This is a genomic window from Arthrobacter sp. 260 (assembly GCF_013116745.1).
Classification (GTDB): Bacteria; Actinomycetota; Actinomycetes; order Actinomycetales; family Micrococcaceae; genus Arthrobacter_D.
Genome location: NZ_JABFOE010000001.1, coordinates 278,045 through 293,921, shown reverse-complemented (window position 1 = coordinate 293,921; position 15,877 = coordinate 278,045). Strand labels below are relative to the sequence as shown.

Here is a 15,877-nt window from a genome sequence, read left to right as displayed (position 1 = left end):
ATGCAATCCATCTATCAGCGTGCCCTTGGCACCGACTTTGACCGTCTTCAGCCTGAACTCCAGGCGTATTTCAGCCTTCACTCAGGCGCGGGGAAGGCCGGCCTCGGCAGCGGCACCTTTGATGTGGCGGGCTGTCCTGCCTGGTTCGCCCGGCCCGCATTCAGGCTGGCGGCGGCGGAGAACTCGTTCTTCCCCGAATACGGAACCAATGTCCCCTTCACCATCACCAACTACCCGCACACGGATCCCTTCGGCCGCGAATCCTTGACCGCCCGGCGGACCCTCCAGTTCGAGGACACCGCAAGAATTTTCGAGGACACCTCCTCCGAGGAGAACGGCCAGTTGCTTGACTACGTGGGGGCGCACCGGCTGACGCTCACCGACCTCACCTGCTCCGTCACTGCTGAAGGCCGGATGCGGATGGTTTCCAACCGGACCCGCGTGTTCGCTGGCCCGGTGCGGCTGGCGGTGCCCGACGTCGTCGGCGCAACCGCCTACATGGAGCAGTGGTGGGATGAGGCGTCCGCCAGGTTCAGGATCCAGACCCGGGTGGTTCAGCGCCAACTCGGCACCCTCCTGGTGTATGCGGGGGCCTTCGACTACCAGTTGGTCGATTTTGACGGCGTACTGCCAGCCGAGGCTGAACCGCGGCACTGGGAGCGGCGCAGCTAGTTTCCTGCCATCTCCTGGTTCAGGGCGTCGGCGGTCTGGGTCAGCCTGCTCAGGATGGTCCCGGCCGCGGACGGGGACACGCTCTCGAGTCCTGAATCAGGGGTGAGCCGCACCTGCGCCAGCCGGCTGAGGGGCAGGCCGAGTTGACGCCACGGGGTCAGGACGGTGGCGGCGAAGGTGGAGACTGTCCGCAGCCGGCGGGGCTCCGGAACAATGCCCGCCCACAGTTCGCCACCGGCTTCGAGATGTCCCGCGAGTTGCTCCCACTGCGCCATGGTCAGCCCCGTCAGTGGAACCGCCACCGCGCTAAGGGTGCTCATACCAAGGACGTCAAGTGGTGCACGGTCCGCCGGGAAGGTCACTGCCACGGTGCCCACGCCGACGGCACGCACCGCCTCCGCCACCGCGTCCCAGGCATCCGACACCTCCTGATCCGGTACCGCGCGCAGGGTTCGGTAGCCACTCGCCGTCGGGATGCCGCCCACGAGGATGTCGGCGATCTCCGGTTCGTCAAGTTGCAGGTGGATCCTTGTTCCGGGAGCCAGCGCCTGAACCCGGCTGACCGTCTCCGCTGCCCCGACGGCCAGGGAGTCCCTGATCTCCCGGCGGGCACCATGGTCGAGCAGCGCGCGTTCGCCGCCGTGCAGGTGAAGGTTGGCGGCCAGGGACAGCGGCCCCCGGAGATGGATCTTCAGCGCCGGTGCCGGGTTGGACTCGGCACCGATCACATCACCGAGTACGTTCAGATCGGTTGAGAGTGCTGACACCGCCCGCCGGTGATCCTTCCCGGGACGGTCCACGAGCCGCCACCCATGGGGCTGCAGATCAACCGGCAGCTCCACCAGGATGGCGGCGGTCCGCCCGACGGGGTCGCTGCCTACTCCGCGGTGGGGCAGCGATACCAGGTGTGGTAGATGCGGTCCGCCGAGTTCGCCCCGGACCACGCGGGTCGCCTCCAGCGGGTCGGTGCCCGGCCAGTCGCCGAGCGCCGTCGCCGTGACCTGTGGGGCGTCAGGCGCCACCGGTGCCCTCCGACGGGCGGCGGTTCTCGGACAGCGCCTGATGGTGCCGGATCACCTCGGAAATGATGAAGTTGAGGAACTTCTCGGCGAAGGCCGGGTCGAGGTTGGCCTCCTCGGCGAGCGCACGGAGCCTGGTGATCTGCGCCGCTTCCCGATCCGGATCACCGGCAGGCAGCTGGTGCTCGGCTTTGAGGACCCCCACCCGCTGGGTGGCCTTGAACCGTTCGGCCAGGAGGTAGACGAGTGTCGCATCAATGTTGTCGATGCTGCTCCGCACCGACAACAGTTCCGCCATTACCTCGGGTTGTACCTGCCCGGCCAGTGAGCTTGCCGCCGGGTCGTAGCTGCTGGTCGATTCAGTCATAACCCAAGTCAAGCACCCGGTGCGGACCGCCGACTAATCCGGCGACGACACAATCAATGAGCGGGTTGCAGCTCCGGGCGTTCCAGGGACCGGGCGGAGTCGAGCGTCGCCTGCCCCAGGACCCGGGTGCCCTGGTACAGCACCACCGTCTGGCCGGGCGCCACGCCGCGCATCGGTTCGTTCAACCGGACCACGAGTTCGGCCTGCCCGTCGGCGTCGTCCTCCATCCAGGCCACAGCATCCACGGGGTCGCCGTGGGCGCGGACCTGCGCCATGCAGTCAAACTCGCCGCCGTTCACGACGGCGTCAATCGGCAGCCCTGCCCAGGAGACCTTGATTCCCCGGAGCTGATCGACGGCCAGCATCCGTTCAGGGCCGACCACCACCTTGTTCTCCTTGGGCCGGATTTCCAGCACGAAGCGCGGCTTGCCGTCGTCAGCGGGCGTTCCGAGCTTCAGGCCCCGGCGCTGTCCCACGGTGAAGGCGTTGGCTCCCGGATGGGTTCCCACCTGTTCACCGTCGGTGTCCACGATGGCGCCCTCGGTCATCTCGATCCGCTCGGCGAGCCAGCCCCGGGTATCTCCGTCCGGGATGAAACAGATGTCGTGGCTGTCCGGCTTGTTCGCCACCGACAGCCCACGGCGTTCCGCCTCGGCCCTTACCTCGGCCTTCGACGGGGTCTCGGCGAGCGGAAACATCGAATGCTTCAGCTGCTCATGTGTCAGGACACCCAGCACGTAGGACTGGTCCTTGGCCCAGTCAGCTGCCCGGTGCAGCTCACGGTTGCCGTCGCTGTCCTCGATCACCTTCGCGTAGTGGCCGGTGCAGACAGCGTCGAAGCCCAGGGCCAGCGCCTTTTCCAGCAGCGCAGCGAACTTGATCCGTTCGTTGCAGCGCATGCACGGGTTGGGGGTGCGGCCCGCCGCGTATTCGGCAATGAAGTCGTCGACGACGTCTTCCTTGAACCGCTCGGAGAAGTCCCACACGTAGTAGGGGATCCCGAGGATGTCACAGGCGCGCCAGGCGTCCCGGGAGTCCTCGATGGTGCAGCATCCCCGGCTACCGGTGCGGAGGGTTCCGGGCATGCGGGACAGCGCCAGGTGGACCCCGACGACGTCGTGCCCCGCCTCAACGGCGCGTGCTGCGGCAACGGCGGAGTCGACTCCGCCGCTCATTGCTGCGAGTACCTTCATGAATATTCCTTCACAATCGAAATCCTGTGCCAGCTGTCTGGATGCTTGATGCGTGGGAGGCCATCCCGGCCTGACGTGCCCGTTGGTAGGCCTCGGGCAGGGCCGCTCCAAGAGCATCAACGTCCGCGGCGCTCGAGGTATGCCCCAGGGAGAAGCGTTGGGCGCCCCTGGCCTCCGCTTCGGAGAGCCCCATCGCCAGCAGGACGTGCGACGGTCGGGGAACCCCTGCGGTGCAGGCCGACCCGGTGGAGCTCTCCACGCCTGCCAGATCAAGCAGGAACAGCAGCGAGTCACCCTCACAGCCAGGAAAGGTGAAGTGGGCGTTGCCGGGGAGCCGCTGAGTGCGATGCCCCCGCAGCACGGCGTCGGGCACTGCTGCCTCGACCACGCTGATCAGCCGATCCCGCAGGGTGGCGATGCGGTCGGACTCTTCGGGGAGGTTGCCAGTAACGTCTGAGGCTGCGGCGGCAAACGCTGAAATGCCGGCGGCGTCGAGGGTCCCCGACCGGATGTCCTGCTCCTGCCCGCCGCCGTGTTGGACCGGGGTGAGCTTCACGGCCCGTCCGACGCACAGGGCGCCAACGCCGACCGGGCCGCCAATCTTGTGGGCGCTGACGGCCATCGTGGCCAGACCCGATTCGGCGAACGACACGGGAAGGGAGCCGAAGGCCTGGACAGCGTCCGAGTGGACGGGGATGCCGTGCGCTGCTGCGGCGGCGGTGATGAGCCGGATCGGCTGGACCGTTCCCACTTCATTGTTAGCCCACATGACCGTGATCAGGGCAATCGACGAGGGGTCGTCGTCGAGCTCGGACTGGAGTGCGTTCAGGGACACGATCCCGTCGGCGTCCACGGGCAGCCAGGTGACGACGGCGTCCTCGTGTCGGGCCAGCCACTCGACAGTGTCCTGGACGGCTGGGTGTTCGATCGTTGAGCACAGGATCCTGCGCCGGCGTGGGTCAGCTGCCCGTCGGGCCCAGTAGAGGCCTTTGACCGCGAGATTGTCCGCCTCGGTGCCGCCCGAGGTGAAGATGATCTCCGACGGGTGCGCTCCGGCAGCGGTCGCGAGGGTTTCGCGGGAGTCCTCCACGACCCTGCGGGCACGGCGGCCTGAGCCGTGCAGCGACGACGGGTTGCCGCTACGGCTGAGTTCAGTGGTGAGTGCGGCGAGCGCGGGCGCCGACAGGGGCGTGGTCGCCGCGTGGTCTAGATACACGGGCATCGGTCAATTCTAGCTGCTTCGGCCCGACACTTCACTTTGGCGTCGGGGGACGAGGGAACGCCTGTGCTACCGGATGACCGCGCCGAGCGCCTCGGCGATCGTCATGGCCTGCGCGACGTCGATCACCGCGCCCCTGAATTGCACATTCTCCATCGACAGCTCACCGAGCTCGCTTCCCCGCAGGTCCGTGTCCCGGAGGCGGGCGCCAGCCCAGTCAACGTTTGAGAGTCGGCAGTTCCGCAGTGCTGCCTTGGTGAGGTTGGCTCCGGTGAAATCCGCCTCGGTCAGTGTCACCTCAGTGAACTCGGCCGAGGACAGGTCGGCCCGTACCAGCGATACATAGGACCAGTTGCCGCCCGTGACCTTCAGCGGTACCAGTGAGGAGTTGGTGAAGGTGCTGCCGGTGAGCCGGCAGCCGACAAACGTGGAATCAAAGAAGCTGCACGAATCGAAGCGGCACCCATCGAACGCTCCCTCCGCGTGGGTAGAGACGTTGAACTTGATATTGCGAAAAACACAGTTGCTGAACGTTGACCCTGTGCTGCGCATTTCGGTGAAGTCGCAGTCCATGAAGGTCGTCCCCGCGTAGTCTTCCCGGTCGAGTACTTTCCCGTACCAATCCTCGCCACTGATCACCATCCCCCGATGCTACCGAACCCATTGACCTCCTCCGCCGTTGAAGGAGGAGCAGGCATTTGGTTGGGAGCTACGGATACGTCTACAGTCTTGCCCTGATGCGCAAGCCCCACCGAAGATGAAAGGCACCCATGGCGACCCCGTCCGACCGGACCTACTACGCCGTTCTCGGGCTGTCACGGGATGCCACCGCCAAACAGGTGAAGGACGCCTACCGCCGGGCTGCCCGGTCGACACACCCGGACGCTGGTGGCAGCGCCGAACAGTTCCACGACGTGGCTGTCGCCTACGAGACCCTCGCGGACCCCGAACGACGCCGCCGCTACGACCAGGGACTGGGCGGCAGTGCGACGGGCCGCGACAAGCCTGCTCCGCGCCCACCGTCCCGCACCTCTGCCACGGCACCCGGCGCTCCGGCGGGCGACGACGAGGCCTTCCAGCGGCCAGCGGTCTACGAGCCGCCCTTCTCTCCCCAACAGCCACCGGTAATCCCCCTGACGCTTGCGGGCAGCCAGGTGCATGGCACCGCCCGACAGCCCGGATTCCTCGCGCGCCTCGGATCCAACGGCGGTTCACGGTACGACGGAGAACGCCGCACCTCCGCGCTGCTGGAGCACCATTTCCTTCAGGGCTTTCCCGCGGCGCGTCTGGTTAATGGGCTACGTTTCGGGGACGACGCCGGCACCGAAGCCGGGCACGCGGTCCTGGCCGGCTACCGGTTGGCCGTCATCGACTCGCTGCTCGCCCCTCCGGGCAACTACCGGTGGGACGGTGCTGCGCTGCGCCGCAACGGCAAGATCGCCGGAGAGGTGCGCATCATCGAATCCGTGCGGCGCGTGCAGGACCTCTTCCCCGAGTGCAACGTCCAGGCGTGGCTCGTGCTGCACGGCGCGGAGGGCAACCCGTTCGAGCCCATCGTCGACTACCCACCGTCCCTGGACAAGTCAGCACTGACGGCAGTCCATGTCGCCAACCCTGGAACCCTCCTGCGGGAGCTCCGGAAGTTCCTGGGTGGCGGACCCCAGCCGTATGTGGTGCAGCTCCCGGTGCTGGGCCGACTGTTGAAGTACGCCGAGCGCTAGGATTGAAAAGTGTTCCGCATCCTTTTTTATACTCCCGAGATCCCGGGCAATACCGGCAACGCCATCCGTCTTGCGGCGGTGACGGGTGCCGAGTTGCACCTGGTGGAACCCCTCGGCTTCAACTTTGATGATGCGAAGCTCCGCCGCGCGGGGCTCGACTACCACGATCTAGCGGTGCTCCGGGTGCATCAGGACCTTGAGAGCGCCTGGGAGGCGCTCTCCCCCGACCGGGTGTTCGCTTTCACCGCGGACGGTGAGACCTCCTACGCCGACATTTCGTATCAGGCTTCCGACGTGCTGCTGTTCGGGCCCGAGTCCGTGGGACTCCCGACGGACGTGAAACACGACCCGCGGGTTACGGCCCGGGTCAGGTTGCCCATGCTCCCCACCCGGCGGTCGCTCAACCTCGCCAATTCGGCGTCAATCGTTCTCTATGAGGCCTGGCGGCAGCACAGCTTTAGCGGCGCCGGCAGCTGATCCGCACCCCACAAGGAGCCACCATGCCACCACGCCATGCCGAAGATGTGTCTGAGACCGGCGCCGAGGACTTTGAACGTCTTGCCCCAGCCCTGTGGAACCCGATGGGGAACGCTGTCGCGGCCGCGGCCGACATCGTCCTGGGTGACCGGGTGCTCGACGTCTACTGCGGCAGCGGGGCGAGCACCATCCCGGCCGCACAGTTCGCGGGTCCGGATTCAGAGGTGGACGCCCTTGACCCGTCGTCGTCCCTGCTGGACCTGGCGCGGGCGAAAGCTGAGGCGATGAGCCTGGCACAAATCCGGTTCCACACCGCCGAACTGGCTGAGTGGACCACTGCAGCTCCGTACGATGTGGTGCTTTGCTGCTACGGACTGCCCCGCTTTCCCGACATGGCGGTCGCCACCACCGAGCTGGCGGGGCTGCTGCGGCCCGGCGGGCGGATCGCTTTGAGCACCTGGGACACGGGCGCGCACTCTGAGTTCCGGCAGATCCTGCAGGAAGCCTGCTCGGCGGAGGTACCGCCCGAGGGAGAGGCCTTGCTGGAGCGGGAGCTGGCCAACATGGAACAGTTGGCCTCCGCCGAGCGACTGGGCGAGTGGCTGCTGGCCAACGGTTTCAGCACGGCAGGCGTGGACTCTGTGCCCCTTGAGGTACCCCTCGATGAGGAATCGGCCTGGTCGCTCGTGCATGGTTCGCTCTTCCGCCACCTCCTCCCCCAGGATCCCGCAGCGATCCAACGGATCCGGAGCGGATTTCTTGACCGGCTGGGAACGGGTTACGTTCTCGATGCCCGTTCCCTCGTCGCCGTTGCCGAGACCGCCGAATAGGGCTGGCTGAAGATCTCCCGCTGGCCTCTCCCATCCCCCGTGGCGTCAGCTCCGAATTATTCATGACAGCAAATGCTGATCCGCCTGGGCTGGGCACTCGACGTCCCGGATGGTGAGGTGACTGTCCTCGGACACAGGATCAGGACGGTGGGACGGATGAGCGGGTACACGGGGGGCACTACCGAGTTGCTCCGTACCAGGCGGTCACCTGTTCGGAATCGTGGACGGGGCGCTTTATGCTTGGAGTATATGGAAACGCCACGAGCCAGCAGGATTACCTCAGCAGGTTCATCAGCGAGTGGATTCGCCGTTGAACCCACCGCAGACACCCTCACCGATCTTCTGCTGCGGGTGGCTGCCAAAGACCAGGAAGCGTTCGCCGCGTTCTACGCGCAGACTTCGCGCCGTGTGTATGGTCTGGCACGCAGGGTCCTGATCGACCCGGAGCTGAGTGAGGACACCACCCAGGAGGTGTACCTTCAGGTCTGGAATATTGCCGACCGGTTCCGGCCGGAGATGGGCACCCCCATGGCGTGGCTGATGACCCTGACCCACCGGCGGGCCGTCGACAAGGTCCGGTCGGAGCAGAGTTCCACCGACCGGGAAGCCCGCTACGGGGCGGCGATGCAGGAGATCGATCACGACAACGTCGTGGACACTGTCACGCAGCGTCTCGAAGCGGAGACCGTGGTGAAATGCCTTGACACGCTCACCGACACCCAGCAGGAGTCAGTGAAGCTCGCCTACTACGGGGGCCTGACCTACCGTGAGGTCGCTGAGAAGCTCGGCGTGGCAGTACCAACCATCAAATCGAGGATCCGTGACGGATTACTCCGACTCAAAACCTGTTTGGGGGTGAACTGAGATGCAGGACAACTCAATGTTTGACGAATCGACTGCGGACCTTCGGCAGGATCTGGAGGGTGGCCGCGCACTTGAGTGGGCTGAAATGTACGCCCTGGACGCGCTCAGCGATCCCGAGCGGACGGTCCTTGAGGCGCATCTGGCCGCCGCTGACGCCCCGGAGCGCGAAGCCTTCGACGATCGCGTCCGCGCTGCCAGGGAAACCCTGGCGCGGGCCTACGCCGTCGACGACGTCGAGCCGCCCGCCGCTCTGTTCGACCGTATCCTTTCCCAGCTGCCCGCCAGCCTGGCTGCTCCCCGAGTGCAGGGGGCTCCCCCGCACACAGCCGAGACTCCAGACACGACTGACGATCTGGCCGCCCGCAGGGAGTCCAGGCAGCGCAAATCCCGTCCCGTGGGACGCTGGCTGGTTGCCGCCGCCGCAGCCGTAGTGATCGCGGTCGGCGGAGTCAGTGTTGTACAAAACCTTCAACAGACCTCCGTCGAGCAGGAAGTGCTGCAGGCACAGGACCTCCAGTCGGAGACGTTTACCATCCCCGCCGGCGGCACGGCCGAGCTCAAATTCTCCCGAGCCGAGGACGCAGCAGTGATTACGCTCAGAGAGGTGCCCGCTCCCCCTGCCGGGAAGGTGTACCAGATGTGGCGCGTACCCACCGATGGCTCTGCCCCGGTATCAATCAGCACCATGACCGGTGAAGACGTCGAAGATTCGCTGGTAACCACAGTCGAAGGGGTCGGCTCGTCGATGGGCTTCGCGATTACCGTCGAACCCGATGGCGGGTCTGAACAGCCCACTCTTCCGCTGGTCGCTGAGATTCCCCTCGAAGCCTAAGCTTCCGGCCTGCTGGGATGGGTGGCTAGAATCCGGCGATGGTCTGCTCGGAGTTGACCGGGACCACCTGAAAGACCTCGGCGCTGCGTCCAGGGGCCAGCCCCCCACGCGCGGCGTTGGCCTGGAGCATCTGACGGACCGCTTCATCCATCCGGCTGGCGTCGGGGTGCTGGCTGCCATGAAAATGCAGGGCGCGCAGCTTGTCCTCCACCTTGTCGGTGATGTCCACGAAGTGGTTTTCCAGCTGAGTCGGGCCCGCGTAGAACCACAACCAGGACACCCGATGGCTTGCCAGACCGGCGGCTTCCAGTTCGGGGAAGGCATAGGGGTTCTCCGCGGCGGGGTATACCGCCCGGGTGACGGCTTCGCCGCAGGCGAGATGGTCTGGGTGGCTCTTCTGGATCCGGTCCCAGTTTCGTTCAGGGTGCATCGACATCACGACGTCGGGACGCACCCTGCGAATGACCTCGACCACCCGTTTGATGACGTCGGTTGATGGTTCGAGGTAGCCGTCCAGCTCCCCCAGGTAATGGATATCCTGGACGCCAACCTGCCGGGCCGCAGCTATCTGCTCGCTCCGGCGAAGCTCGACCATGGTGTCCCGTTGCGCCGCGTCAAAACCACCGGCGTCGCCGTCGGTCATGATGCAGTACTGTACCTGCACGCCCGCGGCCGTCCACTGCGCCACCGTTCCAGCGGCACCGAAGTCGATGTCGTCGGGGTGGGCCGCGAAACACAGGACGCTGGTGATCCGGTGGCGGTCCGGGTCAAAGATCGCTGACACGTTGATCAGGACCTGCGCTTGATGATCTCGGCGGTGGCCTGGGGAAGCACCTTGAAGAGGTCGCCGACGACCCCGAAGTCAGCAATTTCGAACACTGGGGAGTCTGCGTCCTTGTTGACGGCAATGATGACCTTAGCGGTCTGCATGCCGGCCTTCTGCTGGATGGCACCCGAGATACCCGCCGAAATGTAGAGCTGCGGCGACACGGTCTTCCCTGTCTGCCCGATCTGCGCGGAATGTTCGATCCAGCCCGCGTCGGTGGCCGCACGGGACGCCCCGACGGCACCGCCGAGAGCGTCCGCAAGCTCCTCCACCGGAGTGAAGTCACCGTCCACTCCCCGTCCACCGGCCACGATCACCCGGGCCTCGGTCAGCTCGGGCCGCCCGCTGGCGGCCTTCGCGGTGCGTCCTGTAATCCGGGCCGCGCGGGCCGGCATCGCCGAGTCGACGGTCACAACCTCGGGGGCCCCGCCGTCGCCCGCAGGTGCAACGTCGACAGTGTTTGCCTTGACCGTGATCAAGGGCGTTCCGGTGATGACTTTCGCCTCGACCGCGTACGAACCGGCCAGCACTGACTTGGTGACAGAAAAGTCCTCGCCGATCGCGACGGCGTCGGTGATCACCCCAGAGGTCAGCTGGACACCTGCTCGCGCGGCGATCTCCTTGGCCTCAAAGCTGTTCCCCAGGAGGACTGCCGAGGGTGAACTAGCCCGGACGGTGGCCGCGAGGAACGCGGCCTTGCCTGCGACAAGGAACTCCCCGACATCGGCCGAGGAAGGCCGATAGATGGTTCGCACCCCCCGCGCCCCCAGTTCCTGCGCGACCGCTTCATTGAGGTCACCGAGGAAGGCGACGGCTGCGCCGCCGAGACCGGAGGCAATGGTGAGCAGCTCGCGATGGCTTTTGTGCAGGCCTTCGCCGGGCTGATCAATCAGTACAAGAACGGTGGCCATTAAGCTGGCTCCTTTGCGCTATTCGGGCACGGAATTCGGTGGATTGCCACGGCAGCTGTGGCTTGCTACAGCAGTTTCTGCGCCGCAAGGAAATCCACGATCCTGATTCCGGCGTCACCCTCGTCGCTGATGATGGTTCCCTGGCTCCGGGGCGGCCTGGGATCGGCGGTCAGGACTCTCGTCCAGGCACCCGCCAGCCCCACTTCACTGGCGTCGACGCCGACGTCCTCGAGTGAGAGGGTCGTCAGAGGTTTCTTCTTCGCGGCCATGATGCCCTTGAAGTTCGGGTACCGTGGCTCGTTGATCTGATCGGTCACCGAGACCACGGCCGGCAGGGTGGCCTCAACCGTTTCCGAGTAGACGTCACCGTCCCGGCGTGCCGTCAGCGACCAGGAACCGTCCTGCTGCTGCACCTCCAGCGATGAGGCGAAAGTGACCTGCGGCAGGTCCAGGCGTTCGGCCAGCTGCGCGGGCACCAGCGAGGTTTCGCCATCGGTCGATGCCATCCCGGTGAGCACCAGGTCCACGGCGCCGAGGTGGCGGACGACGGCGGCGAGCGCCCGGGAGGTGCCAGCCGCATCCGAGCCTGCGAGGGCCTCGTCGCTCAGGTGGACCCCCGCGTGGGCCCCGATCTGGAGCGCCTTCTTGACGGCGCTGGCGGCGGCGGGCGGGCCCATGGTAACGGCAGTGACCCGGTGTCCGGCGGCCTCCCCGCCATGCGCCTCGACAATCTGCAGCGCTGCTTCCAGCGCATACTCGTCGAGCTCCGAGAGGATGCTCTCCTCACGGACGGTGGTCCGGTCTTCGCCGCTGATATGCCGGTCGAACTGCGCGTCTGGCACATGCTTTACCAGGACCACGATGTCCAGGCCTGCCTGCGATGCGTCTTCCATTGCTGCCTTTCCTCTGACGGGGATCTCCCCTGACCTAGCTAACCATATCGGGGTCCCCCGATGGCGGGGCCAGTCATCGAAGCAGGGCGGTCTCCCAAGGAGAGCCGCCCTGCGCTACAACCGGTGGTCGGCAGTTACCCTTCTGCCTGCCCCACGGTGACGTCAACGGTCTGGGTTTCACCGTTGCGCAGGAACTCGACGCTTACGGTGTCCCCCTCTGCCTGCATCCTGACTGCCGCAGTGAGGTCGCGTGGATCGGTGATCTGCCGTCCTGCCACGTTGGTGATGACATCACCCTCCTGGAACCCGGCGCTGGCTGCCGGAGATCCCGGTTCAACCCCAGCAACCTCAGCGCCGACGGAGAAAGAGGTATCCCCGCTGGAATTTTCTGATGCTGATGGCGAGACCGACACCCCCAGGAATCCGTGGGAGGCGCTTCCTTCCTCGATGATTTCCCGGGCCACCCGCTCCGCATAGTTGATCGGGATCGAGAAGCCGACACCGATGTTTCCGGTGCTTTCCGCCGATCCTGCCGACGCGATGGCAACGTTGACACCGATCACATTGCCCTGGCCATCCACCAGTGCTCCACCGGAGTTCCCTTGGTTGATAGCTGCGTCAGTCTGGATGACGTTCAGGTAGATGGATCCCTGTGCCTGGTTCTGGGGTACCTCTGTCCCTTCGGGCGGAAGGAAGTTGAAACCGTCGCCTTCCTGCTCGGGGGCAGCATCAGCCGATTCCTCGGGCACCGCCGAGGAGGCCACGCTGATGGTCCGGTTGAGGGTCGAGATGATGCCGTCAGTCACCGTTCCGCTCAGGCCCAACGGAGCACCGATCGCGATGGCGGTGTCGCCGACATTCAGCGCATCCGAGTCCGCGAGGGTGGCCGGCTGCAGATCCGGAGCATCAACCTTGATCACCGCGAGGTCGGACAGCGGGTCGGTTCCGACGATTTCCGCGGGGAATACCCTCCCGTCACTGGTTCGGACCTCCACCGCAGCATCGCTGACCTGCCCGCCCAGGGTGACCACGTGTGTATTGGTGAGGATATGCCCCTCGTCGTCAAGCACGATGCCCGAACCGGAGCCGCCGGAGCCGGCGCCGCTCACGGCAATCGTGACCACACTGGGGGAAGCCTTGACGGCGGCCCCGGTGACCTCATTGACGCTTTCGGTGTCGTTGACGACGACCGACTGTGACTGGCCGGTCGTGGCAGCCGGCGTGACTGTCTCTCCGCCGAGCAGCTGGTCCGCGCCTGCGACAACGCCGCCGCCGATCAGCCCCGCAATCAGGACCCCGCTGACGAAGGTAGCGGTACCGAAGCGCTTCTTGTCCCGCTGTTGCGGAAGAGCTGCAGGGGGCAGGGCCGATCCGTAAAAGCCACCACTGGAGTGGGAGCCGTCGTCGTAGGCGGCGGTATGGGGCTGCTCGGCAGTCGGAGGACCACCGTTTCCCTCATCTGGACGAGAGGAATCCGCCCACACGTGGGATGGGGGTGTCTGCGGGCGCGGTGGGATGTTCCGTTCGAACCCGTGCAAGTTGTCATCAGTCATCGGAATGCCTTTCGTCTCGATGCATCGAACTATGCCAAAGCATTCTGGACCTTTGACTGATGTTCGCTGGGTGAATACTGTGAGCCAACCGGACGTCATGGCGCTCCTGTCAGCTATTCTCCTCGGGTCCGCCGCCCACCGCAAAGATCGGGGCGGCGGTGGCCCCTGTTTCGCTAGGGGCAGATGGGGTTAGGTGGACTGCCCCACTGGTGCACCCTAGAATTCAAAAAGGGCGTGTGACAGCGTGGGTGCATCTGCCACCGACCGCTGGCCCGCCGTTCACTGGGATTCCGGGGACACTCATCGAAGGGTATTGAATGCGATCGAGCACCAGGCGCCTCGCGGCAACAGCAGGCGTCACCGCTGCACTAATGCTGCCCCTGACCACACTTCCCGGCGTGTACGCTGCGCCGCCGGTCGACTTCGGTGCGGAGGAGATCATCGACGACGCCGGTGTCCTCGACTCGGGCGGGCTGGCCGAACTCGAAGATGCGATCGCCCAGCTGAGGGACGAAGAGGGGTACCGGCTGCGGGTGGTTTATGTCGACACCTTCACTGATCCAGAAGACCCAGAGGAGTGGACAGCCCAGACCGCCGAACTTAGCGGACTCGGCGAATCCGACCTGCTGCTGACCGTCGCGATCGGAGACGAGAGCAGCTCGGGCCAGGCCAATTTTGTGGCCGCCAACTCCAGCCCCGTGCGCGCGGATGCGCCCCAGATTTACACGTCCTACATCCTGCCCGAACTGGAGGATGGTAACTGGGCAGCAGCCGGTGTTGCAGCTGCCACAGGAGTTTCAGAATCTCTCGCCGGTGAGACCGGCGGTTCAGGGAATGACGACAACGAATCGAACGGCGGTGGCAGCGCTTTGGGCGCGATTATTCTAGTAGGTGCCCTGGTGGCGCTCGCCGGTATCGGTGGCTTCTTCTTCCTCCGGTCCCGCAGCCAGAAATCGCTCACCAGCGGCCCCACCGAAACCCAGGACTTCGGTCCAGGACGCGGACCAGACGGCGAGGTCCTCGACCCGTTGGCGGCCTTCAGCGTCGAGGATCTGAGGAAGAAAGCGGGCAGCCTCCTCATTGCCGCCGATGATGCCATCAAGTCCAGCGAGCAGGAAGTCGGGTTCGCCCAGGCCCAGTACGGTGATGCAGCGGTGCAGCCCTTCGTCGACGACATCGCTGCTGCCAAGACTCACATGAGCGAGTCCTTCAAACTGCAGCAGCAGCTCGATGACCATATTCCTGACACCGAGGAACAACAGCGCACCTGGCTCGGCGACATCATCCGCCGCTGCGAATCGGTCAACAGCTCACTTCAGGAGCACAAGGCGGACTTCGACGCCCTCCGGGAACTCGAACGCAACGCCCCCGCTGCCCTGGCGGCGGCCCAGCGCTCTGCCGAGGAGGTCAGGACCCGTGTGGCAACCGCAGAGCAGACCCTGCGGCAGTTGCAGCAGAAGTACGCGGATTCGGCCACCTCGCAGGTACAGGACAACGTCGAGCAGGCCAACGAACGGTTGGAGTTCGTCGACAGCGCCTCCGCGTCGGCCCAGCAGCACCTGGATGCCGGTGATACCGGGTCGGCGGTGATCGCCGTCCGGGCGGCTGAGGAAAGTGTTCACCAGACGACTGTTCTCCTTGAGGCCATCAGCAAGCGGGCTACCGAACTGGATGCGGCCAAGGAGGAGTTGGATCGCTCTGTTTCCGACACCGCCCAGGACCTGGCGCAGGCGCAGGCGATGCTCGCGACGGGTCAGCATCAGGAACTGGCTGGCCCGGTGGCCTCGGCGGAGGCTGCCCTCAACACGGTCCGTACCGAGTCGTCAGCGGGCAGGGTTGACCCGGTGTCGCTCCTGCAACGCACCGAGGCTGCCCATGCACAGCTGGACGCTGCGCTGGGCGGTGTAAAGAACCAGACCGAACAGACGCAACGCGCCCGTGAGGCGCTGCAGCATGCCATCATGGCGGCCCAGTCGCGTATTTCAGGAACTTCCGACTACATCCGTGCCAGGCGAGGTGGAGTCGGAAGCGAGGCCCGCACCCGTCTCGCCGAGGCGGAACGGAACCTTGACTACGCGGTCCAGATCCAGTCGGACGACCCCGTCGCCGCACTGTCCCACGCACAGCAGGCAACGGCACTGGCAGAGCAGGCAGCCCAGATAGCCCAGCAGGATGTCGACGGCTTCGGCGGCGGCATGGGCGGTTTCGGTGGTGGAGGCATGTTCGGAGGCCGGGGCAACCAGGGCGGCGGTGGAATGGGCGGAGCCCTTCTCGGCGGCATCCTCCTTGGTGGAATCCTCAACGGTGGCGGTGGCGGCGGAGGCCTCTTCGGGGGCGGCGGCGGTGACAGCGGCGGAGGCTTCGGCGGTGGCGGCGGCGACATGTTCGGCGGCGGCGGCTTTGGAGGCTTCGGCGGGGGCGGCGGCGGCTTCGGCGACTTCGGTGGTGGCGGCGGCGATTTCTAGCCCACACCCCGGCAACAGACCTCACCACAGTGGTG

16 protein-coding genes are annotated in these 15,877 nt (G+C 65.8%); 7 read left to right on the top strand and 9 right to left on the bottom strand.

The window, feature by feature from the left end; translation table 11 throughout:
- Positions 1 to 672 carry a DUF4166 domain-containing protein gene (locus HMI57_RS01360; RefSeq protein ID WP_171584099.1) on the top strand — a complete coding sequence of 224 codons (672 nt, stop codon included), beginning with the start codon at positions 1 to 3 and terminating at the stop codon, positions 670 to 672.
- On the opposite strand, the gene HMI57_RS01355 is transcribed toward HMI57_RS01360, so the two are convergent.
- The 5 genes from HMI57_RS01355 to HMI57_RS01335 all read right to left on the bottom strand — a co-directional run bounded on the left by HMI57_RS01355 (position 669) and on the right by HMI57_RS01335 (position 5,112).
- Positions 669 to 1,694: a hypothetical protein gene (locus tag HMI57_RS01355; RefSeq protein WP_171584098.1), complete on the bottom strand. Its 1,026-nt coding sequence runs from the start codon at positions 1,692 to 1,694 to the stop codon at positions 669 to 671. The two genes, HMI57_RS01360 and HMI57_RS01355, sit on opposite strands and share 4 nt — an antisense overlap.
- On the bottom strand, positions 1,684 to 2,058 hold the full coding sequence (locus tag HMI57_RS01350; protein ID WP_171584097.1) for a chorismate mutase: 375 nt from the start codon (positions 2,056 to 2,058) through the stop codon (positions 1,684 to 1,686). Before HMI57_RS01350 ends, HMI57_RS01355 begins: the two co-directional genes overlap by 11 nt.
- A 53-nt stretch (positions 2,059 to 2,111) precedes the next feature.
- Positions 2,112 to 3,251 (bottom strand): tRNA 2-thiouridine(34) synthase MnmA, encoded by a 1,140-nt coding sequence (gene mnmA / locus HMI57_RS01345; RefSeq protein ID WP_171584096.1) that lies wholly within the window; start codon positions 3,249 to 3,251, stop codon positions 2,112 to 2,114.
- 10 nt (positions 3,252 to 3,261) lie between these two features.
- Positions 3,262 to 4,473 carry a cysteine desulfurase family protein gene (locus HMI57_RS01340; RefSeq protein ID WP_171584095.1) on the bottom strand — a complete coding sequence of 404 codons (1,212 nt, stop codon included), beginning with the start codon at positions 4,471 to 4,473 and terminating at the stop codon, positions 3,262 to 3,264.
- Between the two features lie 66 nt (positions 4,474 to 4,539).
- Positions 4,540 to 5,112 carry a pentapeptide repeat-containing protein gene (locus HMI57_RS01335; protein WP_171584094.1) on the bottom strand — a complete coding sequence of 191 codons (573 nt, stop codon included), beginning with the start codon at positions 5,110 to 5,112 and terminating at the stop codon, positions 4,540 to 4,542.
- 128 nt (positions 5,113 to 5,240) lie between these two features.
- On the opposite strand from HMI57_RS01335, the gene HMI57_RS01330 reads away from it, so the two are divergent.
- The 5 genes from HMI57_RS01330 to HMI57_RS01310 all read left to right on the top strand — a co-directional run bounded on the left by HMI57_RS01330 (position 5,241) and on the right by HMI57_RS01310 (position 9,194).
- Positions 5,241 to 6,191 carry a J domain-containing protein gene (locus tag HMI57_RS01330; protein WP_171584093.1) on the top strand — a complete coding sequence of 317 codons (951 nt, stop codon included), beginning with the start codon at positions 5,241 to 5,243 and terminating at the stop codon, positions 6,189 to 6,191.
- Positions 6,192 to 6,200: 9 nt separating this feature from the next.
- A complete protein-coding gene (locus HMI57_RS01325; protein ID WP_171584092.1) occupies positions 6,201 to 6,668 on the top strand; it encodes a tRNA (cytidine(34)-2'-O)-methyltransferase in 468 nt (155 codons plus the stop codon).
- Between the two features lie 23 nt (positions 6,669 to 6,691).
- A complete protein-coding gene (locus HMI57_RS01320) occupies positions 6,692 to 7,498 on the top strand; it encodes a class I SAM-dependent methyltransferase (RefSeq protein WP_171584091.1) in 807 nt (268 codons plus the stop codon).
- Positions 7,499 to 7,747: 249 nt separating this feature from the next.
- The gene (gene sigK, locus HMI57_RS01315) at positions 7,748 to 8,362 is read left to right on the top strand and encodes an ECF RNA polymerase sigma factor SigK (protein WP_216607035.1); all 615 of its coding nucleotides are present in this window, start codon (positions 7,748 to 7,750) and stop codon (positions 8,360 to 8,362) included.
- A 16-nt stretch (positions 8,363 to 8,378) separates the two neighbouring features.
- Complete coding sequence (locus tag HMI57_RS01310; RefSeq protein WP_228720872.1) at positions 8,379 to 9,194, top strand: anti-sigma factor; 816 nt, start codon at positions 8,379 to 8,381, stop codon at positions 9,192 to 9,194.
- 25 nt (positions 9,195 to 9,219) lie between these two features.
- On the opposite strand, the gene HMI57_RS01305 is transcribed toward HMI57_RS01310, so the two are convergent.
- The 4 genes from HMI57_RS01305 to HMI57_RS01290 all read right to left on the bottom strand — a co-directional run bounded on the left by HMI57_RS01305 (position 9,220) and on the right by HMI57_RS01290 (position 13,377).
- Positions 9,220 to 9,978 (bottom strand): PIG-L family deacetylase, encoded by a 759-nt coding sequence (locus HMI57_RS01305; protein ID WP_171584089.1) that lies wholly within the window; start codon positions 9,976 to 9,978, stop codon positions 9,220 to 9,222.
- 5 nt (positions 9,979 to 9,983) lie between these two features.
- Positions 9,984 to 10,931 carry an electron transfer flavoprotein subunit alpha/FixB family protein gene (locus tag HMI57_RS01300; protein WP_171584088.1) on the bottom strand — a complete coding sequence of 316 codons (948 nt, stop codon included), beginning with the start codon at positions 10,929 to 10,931 and terminating at the stop codon, positions 9,984 to 9,986.
- A 65-nt stretch (positions 10,932 to 10,996) separates the two neighbouring features.
- Positions 10,997 to 11,824 (bottom strand): electron transfer flavoprotein subunit beta/FixA family protein, encoded by an 828-nt coding sequence (locus tag HMI57_RS01295; protein ID WP_171584087.1) that lies wholly within the window; start codon positions 11,822 to 11,824, stop codon positions 10,997 to 10,999.
- A 134-nt stretch (positions 11,825 to 11,958) separates the two neighbouring features.
- On the bottom strand, positions 11,959 to 13,377 hold the full coding sequence (locus tag HMI57_RS01290; RefSeq protein ID WP_171584086.1) for a trypsin-like peptidase domain-containing protein: 1,419 nt from the start codon (positions 13,375 to 13,377) through the stop codon (positions 11,959 to 11,961).
- A gap of 317 nt (positions 13,378 to 13,694) precedes the next feature.
- On the opposite strand from HMI57_RS01290, the gene HMI57_RS01285 reads away from it, so the two are divergent.
- Positions 13,695 to 15,842, top strand: a complete 2,148-nt coding sequence (locus tag HMI57_RS01285; protein WP_171584085.1) for a TPM domain-containing protein — start codon at positions 13,695 to 13,697, stop codon at positions 15,840 to 15,842.
- The last annotated feature ends 35 nt before the right edge of the window (positions 15,843 to 15,877 follow it).

Bases quoted from the DNA above. Each gene is read 5' to 3' on its own strand.
- HMI57_RS01300 (WP_171584088.1), bottom strand. From the start codon at position 10,931: ATGGCCACCGTTCTTGTACTGATTGATCAGCCCGGCGAAGGCCTGCAC.
- HMI57_RS01295 (WP_171584087.1), bottom strand. From the start codon at position 11,824: ATGGAAGACGCATCGCAGGCAGGCCTGGACATCGTGGTCCTGGTAAAG.
- HMI57_RS01285 (WP_171584085.1), top strand. From the start codon at position 13,695: ATGCGATCGAGCACCAGGCGCCTCGCGGCAACAGCAGGCGTCACCGCT.
- HMI57_RS01320 (WP_171584091.1), top strand. From the start codon at position 6,692: ATGCCACCACGCCATGCCGAAGATGTGTCTGAGACCGGCGCCGAGGAC.
- HMI57_RS01350 (WP_171584097.1), bottom strand. From the start codon at position 2,058: ATGACTGAATCGACCAGCAGCTACGACCCGGCGGCAAGCTCACTGGCC.
- HMI57_RS01330 (WP_171584093.1), top strand. From the start codon at position 5,241: ATGGCGACCCCGTCCGACCGGACCTACTACGCCGTTCTCGGGCTGTCA.
- HMI57_RS01360 (WP_171584099.1), top strand. From the start codon at position 1: ATGCAATCCATCTATCAGCGTGCCCTTGGCACCGACTTTGACCGTCTT.
- HMI57_RS01290 (WP_171584086.1), bottom strand. From the start codon at position 13,377: ATGACTGATGACAACTTGCACGGGTTCGAACGGAACATCCCACCGCGC.
- mnmA (WP_171584096.1), bottom strand. From the start codon at position 3,251: ATGAAGGTACTCGCAGCAATGAGCGGCGGAGTCGACTCCGCCGTTGCC.
- sigK (WP_216607035.1), top strand. From the start codon at position 7,748: ATGGAAACGCCACGAGCCAGCAGGATTACCTCAGCAGGTTCATCAGCG.
- HMI57_RS01310 (WP_228720872.1), top strand. From the start codon at position 8,379: ATGTTTGACGAATCGACTGCGGACCTTCGGCAGGATCTGGAGGGTGGC.
- HMI57_RS01335 (WP_171584094.1), bottom strand. From the start codon at position 5,112: ATGGTGATCAGTGGCGAGGATTGGTACGGGAAAGTACTCGACCGGGAA.
- HMI57_RS01340 (WP_171584095.1), bottom strand. From the start codon at position 4,473: ATGCCCGTGTATCTAGACCACGCGGCGACCACGCCCCTGTCGGCGCCC.